5 protein-coding genes, 9 tRNA genes and 1 pseudogene are annotated in these 7,440 nt (G+C 40.7%); 1 reads left to right on the plus strand and 14 read right to left on the minus strand.

Translation table 11 applies throughout. The annotated features are described in order from the left end of the window. Window positions 1-299: 299 nt before the first annotated feature. Window positions 300-368 (plus strand): annotated as a pseudogene (locus LD028_RS15435) (transcriptional regulator); the annotation flags it as partial. Between the two features lie 91 nt (window positions 369-459). Here the strand turns inward: LD028_RS15435 and LD028_RS15440 are convergent. From LD028_RS15440 to LD028_RS15505, 14 genes are all read right to left on the minus strand, one after another. After that, complete coding sequence (locus tag LD028_RS15440) at window positions 460-1,521, minus strand: LacI family DNA-binding transcriptional regulator (RefSeq protein ID WP_309240417.1); 1,062 nt, start codon at window positions 1,519-1,521, stop codon at window positions 460-462. A 69-nt stretch (window positions 1,522-1,590) separates the two neighbouring features. After that, window positions 1,591-2,430 carry a carbohydrate ABC transporter permease gene (locus LD028_RS15445; protein ID WP_035047936.1) on the minus strand — a complete coding sequence of 280 codons (840 nt, stop codon included), beginning with the start codon at window positions 2,428-2,430 and terminating at the stop codon, window positions 1,591-1,593. Between the two features lie 15 nt (window positions 2,431-2,445). Then, window positions 2,446-3,372 carry a carbohydrate ABC transporter permease gene (locus tag LD028_RS15450; protein WP_237810694.1) on the minus strand — a complete coding sequence of 309 codons (927 nt, stop codon included), beginning with the start codon at window positions 3,370-3,372 and terminating at the stop codon, window positions 2,446-2,448. Window positions 3,373-3,431: 59 nt separating this feature from the next. Next, the gene (locus LD028_RS15455) at window positions 3,432-4,721 is read right to left on the minus strand and encodes an ABC transporter substrate-binding protein (RefSeq protein WP_006319211.1); all 1,290 of its coding nucleotides are present in this window, start codon (window positions 4,719-4,721) and stop codon (window positions 3,432-3,434) included. Window positions 4,722-4,889: 168 nt separating this feature from the next. Further along, on the minus strand, window positions 4,890-6,236 hold the full coding sequence (locus LD028_RS15460; RefSeq protein WP_237810691.1) for a GH1 family beta-glucosidase: 1,347 nt from the start codon (window positions 6,234-6,236) through the stop codon (window positions 4,890-4,892). 272 nt (window positions 6,237-6,508) lie between these two features. Next, window positions 6,509-6,593: transfer RNA gene (locus LD028_RS15465), tRNA-Leu, on the minus strand. A gap of 51 nt (window positions 6,594-6,644) precedes the next feature. Then, window positions 6,645-6,730, minus strand: a tRNA-Leu gene (locus tag LD028_RS15470). Window positions 6,731-6,742: 12 nt separating this feature from the next. Further along, window positions 6,743-6,816 (minus strand) — tRNA-Cys (locus LD028_RS15475). An 11-nt stretch (window positions 6,817-6,827) separates the two neighbouring features. Further along, window positions 6,828-6,899, minus strand: a tRNA-Gly gene (locus tag LD028_RS15480). A 5-nt stretch (window positions 6,900-6,904) separates the two neighbouring features. After that, window positions 6,905-6,979, minus strand: a tRNA-Gln gene (locus LD028_RS15485). Window positions 6,980-6,996: 17 nt separating this feature from the next. Then, window positions 6,997-7,072: transfer RNA gene (locus tag LD028_RS15490), tRNA-His, on the minus strand. Window positions 7,073-7,080: 8 nt separating this feature from the next. Next, window positions 7,081-7,154: transfer RNA gene (locus tag LD028_RS15495), tRNA-Trp, on the minus strand. A 4-nt stretch (window positions 7,155-7,158) separates the two neighbouring features. Beyond that, window positions 7,159-7,243, minus strand: a tRNA-Tyr gene (locus tag LD028_RS15500). A 5-nt stretch (window positions 7,244-7,248) separates the two neighbouring features. Further along, window positions 7,249-7,324, minus strand: a tRNA-Thr gene (locus LD028_RS15505). Window positions 7,325-7,440: the final 116 nt, after the last annotated feature.

The raw sequence follows: 7,440 nt of genomic DNA on the forward strand, positions 1-7,440 counted from the left end.
TGCCTCTTCCTCTTCCAGCTTACTCAATGATGATCGATGCGTCGAGGCAACTCGCCGCTTATTCGACGATGTAGCGCTCGTGGCTGAGGTTTTACCACTAAACTACACCCACACATGCAGAAAAAGTAGAAATTTGTCGAATGAAATGTAAAAATAAAAAACAGGAATCCCTGTTTCGTAATTACGTTTTACATTATATCGACTCCCCTCGGACAAGTCAATACCTTGTTCACAACTTTTTCAAAAATGCATTCTCGCTTTATCGTCCTGTACTTGTATATGAATCGAAAATTAGGGGAATTTATTATCTCCATCCTGAACCGTTAACAGAATTAAAGCAAAGGCTGTCATTTTATGAACGTTTTTAGGAGAATAAGCTATCTGTTTTGAAGCATGTAGTTGAAAATGAGGAACATATGTAACCCCCTATGTTTGTAATGATAGGGGGCTTTTCCTTGCCTACATCTTCCCAGACATTAATCCGTACAATCGATTGCTTCCACAAGATTCGCGAATAATTAACTCCGGTTCAACCATAACCGCTTTCGGCTGGAATTGGCGGTGTATAATATCTTTTAACATATATGCGGCAAGTCGTCCGATTTTTTCTTTATCTTGACGAACGGAAGTTAAAGGTGGATCGGTATAATTGCATGCGTCGATATCATCACACCCAACGATCGCAATATCCTCAGGTATTTTTAATCCGTGTTCCTTTACCGCTTTCATTGCTCCAAATGCCATTAAATCTGACGCTGCAAATACCGCTTCAGGATGATGTGACGAACCTAATATTTTTTTCATCGCCTCATAGCCACTTTCCATAAAGAAGTCCCCTTGAACGAACCATTCTTCGTGAATTGTTAATCCAAATTCCTTCATCGTGTTGCGAAATCCTTGTTCACGAATTTTTGTCACTTGTGCGCCTGGCAAACCACCAATGTAGCCGATATGTCGATAGCCACATAAGTAAAAATGCTCTACTACTTTCGCTGAAATCTTATAGTTATCTGTCATAATATACGCAGAACGGTTGCCTTCAAGCGGAATATCCACCCCAATACATGGAATGTCGCTCATATCTAATCGATAAATAGATGGTTGAAGTTTTTCACCACTAATAATGATTACTCCGTCTACTTTGTAACGCATAGCACGCTCATAATAATCTTCCTCCCCTTCTTCAAATTGTTCATTTGAAAAGAAGAGGAGGTCATAACCGAACGTTCCCATTGTTTTTTTGAAAGAGTTCATTACCTCAATAAAAAACGGGTGGTTGAAATCCGCGTTGATTTCTCCGGCGTAAATAACGCCAACTACTCTCGACTTATGAGCAGTATCTTTTTGAATGCGAGCAGCGACATACCCAGTCTGCTCCATAATTTCTAGCACTTTTTTTTTCGTTTCCTCACCGACATCATGATAGTTATTTAATACTTTCGATACCGTACCTGGTGACACACCCGCTAATTTCGCAATTTCCTTAATGGTAATTTTCATACGATCCCTTCTTAACTTTATAATCTTACCTTTATTATAACATAAATGTTCCCATTAAAAATGAATGCGCTTTAGTTGGCGGTTATGTCACTATTGTTTGACGGATCCTTGCGTCAAGCTTGAAATGAACAACTTATTAAACATTAAAAATACAACAACTAAAGGCAATGTTGCCCAAAATGTTCCAGATAAAATCATACCATAGTCTTTCACGTATGCGTCTTGAAGAGCGCGAATAGCAATTTGAATCGTGTAGCTTGATTCATCTCTCAATACAGTTAATGGCCACAAGAAATCGTTCCATACGAACATAAATGTTAAAATGCCAAGCGTCGCAAAAGCTGGTAAAATTGAAGGAACGACAATATTCCAATATACACGGAATATACTGCATCCATCAATTTTTGCCGCTTCAATCAATTCATCAGGAATTGCGTCTTTAATATATTGACGCATCCAAAAAATACCGAACGCATTCACTAAACCTGGAACAATAATTGCTTTTAAATCGTTCAACCAACCCAACTTCGTAATAATGAAGTATTGTGGGATTAATCCTAATTGTGGCGGAATCATCATCGTAATTAAAATGACAGCAAACAGCTTTTCCCGACCTTTAAACTGCAACTTAGCAAATGCAAAACCTGCTAAAGAGCTGAAAAATAACACCCCAAGCGTCGTTAAGCTAGCAACAATAAAAGAGTTCCACATTGCCCCGAAAAAGTCGACATTTTCTAATACGTTTTGAAAGTTTTCGACTAACTTATCTCCCGGTACAACAGCTGGCGGTAATTTATTAATGACATGATTCGGCTGAGTCGCCATAACAAACATCCAGTATAGCGGAAAAACCGACAATAACGCACCGATAATCAACAATACATGGATTGTTACTTTATTCACAAATCCCTTTTTACGTTGCATCTTCATTCACCTCCATATTTTTTACTTGCCCGATTTATCTAAACGATTGGACGCAAAGAAGTTAATTGTCGTAAATACAATGATGAGTAAAAATAGCGAGACGGCTGTCGCAGATGCTGTTCCGAACGCGTTATTCGAGAACGCTTCTCTCCATAAATACAACACGATCGTCATACTTTCTTCTCTAAATCCACTTCCGAAAATGAGTGGCTCGGCAAAAATTTGTAGCGATCCGATCGTTGCCGTAAATACAACGAATACGATGATTGGCTTTAACATCGGCACAGTGATGTAAAAAAACTGCTGCCATTTTTTCGCTCCATCAATTTCAGCTGCTTCATAAAGATCTTTCGGAATGCTTTGCAATCCCGCTAAGAAAATAATCGAGTTATATCCAACCCATCTCCAAAAAATCATCGTCGCAATCGCAATTTTCGCTCCCCATTCAGATGTCTGCCAGCTTACTGGCGAAATGCCAAATAAGCCAAGTGTAGCATTTACTAATCCTGCTTCTTGTTCGCTAAATAAAACGGTGAAGACAATCGCTACCGCAACAATCGATGTTACGTTTGGCACAAAGTAAGCGACACGAAATACACTTTTAAACTTGACCATTGCTGAATTTAAAGCAACGGCTAAAATTAAAGCCGCAATTAGCTGTGGACCTGTTCCTAATAAACCGATCACAATCGTGTTATAAATCGATTTCCAAAATAATGGATCAGTAAAAATAAGTGAAAAGTTTTTAACTCCGACAAATGTCATTTCACCGAATCCATTCCATTTTTGAAAAGCTAAGTAAAAGCTAAACAGCATTGGAAAAGCACCGAAGATGGCAAATAAAAGAAAGAACGGAGAAATGAATAAGTAGCCAGCTAATGCTGTTTTTTTCTTATCACTTAATCCTTTTGGACGGACGGTTGCGTTTGTATGATTATGGGATACCATTTGTATTTCCCTCCAAAAATCATAGTAGGGGAAGGGAATAAATCCCTTCCTCATATGTTTTATTGACGTTCAAGTTGACGTTTAATACGTTTAATTGCTTCTTCCCATTCTTTTTCTGGATCAGCTTTTTTCTTTTGTACGTTTGTCAACGCTTTGATGATTTCTGCTTGAACGAGTGTGTAGTTTTTGCCCATGTACACTGTTTTTACTTTTTGTGCTGCTTCTGCAAAGACTTGAGCTGTGTTTACTCCACCAAAGTACTCATCTTTGTACTCTTTAAACTCTGGAGCATCATACACAGAAGGAGTGGATGGGAATAATCCCATGTCTTTAAACGACTTCAACTGTTGCTCTGGTGCGACAAGCCATTGAATGAAGTCATACGCTTCTTGCGGATGCTTTGATTCTTTTGGAATCGTTAAATAAGAGCCACCCCAGTTTCCTGCTCCACCTGGCATGTTTGTAATAAGCCACTTGCCTGCTGAATTTGGCGCATTTCCTTTCACTACCCCTTGCATCCATGCAGGCGCAAGTAATGTTGCATAGCTTCCTTTTTCCATCGCATTACCCCATTCAGGAGTCCATAATCCGTTGCTGCCAAGGTAACCTTTTTGAATTAAGCTAACTGTATAGTCGTACGCTTGTTTAATATACGGTTCTTTTTCAATTAGCAATTCTTCTTTTTCATTGAAATATTGCACAGGCGCTTGGTCGCGCAATGCGTTGTATACAAGTTCAATATTGTCTGCAATTGGCTTTCCTGTTTTTTCTTTAATTGTTGCAGCGATTTCCGCATATGCATTCCAGTCCGGAATTAACTGAGCCACTTCAGCTGGATCTGTTGGAAGTCCGGCTGCTTCAAATACGTCAGCGCGGTAAAACATAGCCGTTGGACCAATATCTGTTGGGAGACCGAATAAAAAGCTTCCATCTGCACTTTCACCGATACGCCATTTCCAATCTAAATACTTATCCTTAATGTCTTTTGCTCCAAAATCGTATAAGTTATAAAAGCGATCTTGCGCCTCACGATAACGTTCAATGTTGTTTACTTCAATCATCGCGATGTCCGGCGCACCACTTCCTGCTGATAACGCTGTAAATAGTGCGTTATGATGGTCATCAAACTGTGTTGACTGAATTTTAATTTCGACATTCGGATGATCCTTCATATATTCCTCAGCTAACTTTTCATAGCCAGTGCTTCCGAATACCCACATGTTCAACTTCACTTTTTCACTTGAACCTTTGTCTTTTGATTCGTTCGTACTTTCAGACTGATTGCCGCAGGCAGTTGCGAACATAAAGACGAATGCTAACAACAACATAAGCGCTCGTTTCTTCATCATTCTTTCCCCCTCGTTTTTTACAACATGTGCTCATACCGTTTACACCTTTCATTTGCCCATTTGTTTGTTTCACGTTATAATTCTTTTAGTTTTCTTTGTGGTAGCGGCTAATCCCCGATACGTTGCGCTACAACAAAGAAAACTTTTTTCCCTTCCCCATCACCTCCTTTATTTAACTCCATTATTCATGATCGTTTCCTTATACCATAATGCGCTCTTCTTTGGGATTCGTGTTAGCGTTTCATAGTCCACGTATACAATACCGAAACGCTTATCATAGCCAAATGCCCACTCAAAATTATCGAATAACGACCATACATAATAGCCTTTCAAATTAACTCCTTGTTCAATTGCACGATGACAAGCAATTAAATGCTCTCGTATATAAGTAACCCGTTCATCGTCTTCTACTTCTCCTTGTTCGTTGACATGGTCTTTGTATGCAGCACCGTTTTCAGTAATGTACAATGGTATATCACCGTAATCTTTCTTCAACCGCACTAACAAATCAAATAAACCGTTTGGATTGACTTCCCAATTCATATCTGTCACTGGTCTGCCTGTGCTTACATGCTCAAATACGATCGGTTCATGTTCACCTTTTTTCCACTCTTTTAATGTTGCTGTTGAATAATAGTTAAATCCGAAAAAGTCGATCGGTTGCTGAATCGTTTGTAAATCTTCATTTCGGTAAACATCTGGTAAATAATCTTTGTACACTTCTAACATATCTTTTGGATACTGCCCTTTAAATACCGGGTCTAAAAACCAACGATTCATAAAACCGTCCCATTTCTGCGCTGCATCAATCGCCTTTTCATCTTTCGGATCAACGGCATATCCAGGTGTCAAATTCAATGTAATTCCAATTTCCCCGTCTTTCGGACCGATTTCCCGAAACGCTTTTACTGCTTCCCCATGAGAGAGGAGAACATGATGTGCTGCTTTTAAAAATGACGTAAAGTTTTGAATACCCGGCGCGTGCTCACCGTTACCATACCCTAAATAAGTGACGACCCACGGCTCATTATGCGTAATCCATTTTTTTACGACATCACCGAGGTTTTCGTAAAGAAACGAAGCGTATTCTTGGAAGCGATACACAATATCGCGATTTTCCCAACCGCCTTTTTCTTGAAGAGCTTGTGGCATATCCCAATGGTAAATAGTCAACATTGGTTCGATACCGTTCTCTAGCAATTCATGCACAAGACGCTTATAAAAATCTAGACCTTTCTCATTAAACTTACCTGGCGTCTCCGTATACAGTCTCGCCCAACTAGTCGAAAATCGATACGCCTTTAAATGAAGCGCTTTCATTAATGCGACATCATCAACATAGCGATTGTAATGATCAATTGCAACATCTCCATTATCACCATTCGCCACTTTACCCGGAATACGAGAAAAGTGATCCCAAATCGAGTAAATTTGATCTTCTCCAGTCGCCGTTCCTTCAATTTGATACGATGAAGTAGCAGCTCCCCAGATGAAATCTTTCGGAAACTGAAGCATATTTCGAACCTCCTACGAATTTTTTCGTTAATGACAAATTTAAAAAAGCGCTTTCTTTCATTTGTTTCGTAACTTAATCATAATAAAAGTTAGCGGAACAAGTCAATAAAATCTTTTATGTTCGTACAAAAATTATAATTAACAGTCTAACTAAAGGGGTTGTTTACGAAAATTTTCGTTTTTCACATCAGAAAATAATCTAAAATAATCGAAGGGAAACGAATAAGAGAAAATAAAAAAAGGATTCCTGCGATTAACAGGAATCCCTCTAGTGCCGATGGTGGGAGTCGAACCCACACGGGGGGCTACCCCACACGATTTTGAGTCGTGCGCGTCTGCCAGTTCCGCCACATCGGCATGAAACAATTAAATTGTATCATGCTATCTTATTTTGTCAAGCCTTTTCAGTGCCGAGGGCCGGACTCGAACCGGCACGGTAGTCACCTACCGCAGGATTTTAAGTCCTGTGCGTCTGCCAATTCCGCCACCCCGGCGCATAAAAAAAATGGAGGCGGCAACCGGATTCGAACCGGTGGTAAAGGTTTTGCAGACCTCTGCCTTACCACTTGGCTATGCCGCCGTGAAACAAAGAGCGGAAGACGGGACTCGAACCCGCGACCCCCACCTTGGCAAGGTGGTGTTCTACCACTGAACTACTTCCGCATATATGGCTGGGGTAGCTGGATTCGAACCAACGCATCACGGAGTCAAAGTCCGTTGCCTTACCGCTTGGCTATACCCCAATGTTTTAAAACGGATATGGGGCGACTAGTGGGAATCGAACCCACGAATGCCAGAGCCACAATCTGGTGCGTTAACCACTTCGCCATAGCCGCCATGTTTTTGGCAGGGGCAGTAGGAATCGAACCCACACCGGAGGTTTTGGAGACCTCTGTTCTACCATTAAACTATGCCCCTAAAATGGTGGAGGGGGACGGATTCGAACCGCCGAACCCAAAGGGAGCGGATTTACAGTCCGCCGCGTTTAGCCACTTCGCTACCCCTCCGCGGATGGTGCCGGCTGCAGGACTTGAACCCGCAACCTACTGATTACAAGTCAGTTGCTCTACCAATTGAGCTAAGCCGGCACATTATATATATTTAGATAGATCAAATCCACATTATTCAAAATGGTGGCTCGGGACGGAATCGAACCGCCGACACAAGGATTTTCAGTCCTTTGCTCTACCGACTGAGCTACCGA

Origin of the sequence: Anoxybacillus sp. LAT27 (genome assembly GCF_022030075.1) — a bacterium.
GTDB lineage: Bacteria > Bacillota > Bacilli > Bacillales > Anoxybacillaceae > Anoxybacillus > Anoxybacillus kestanbolensis.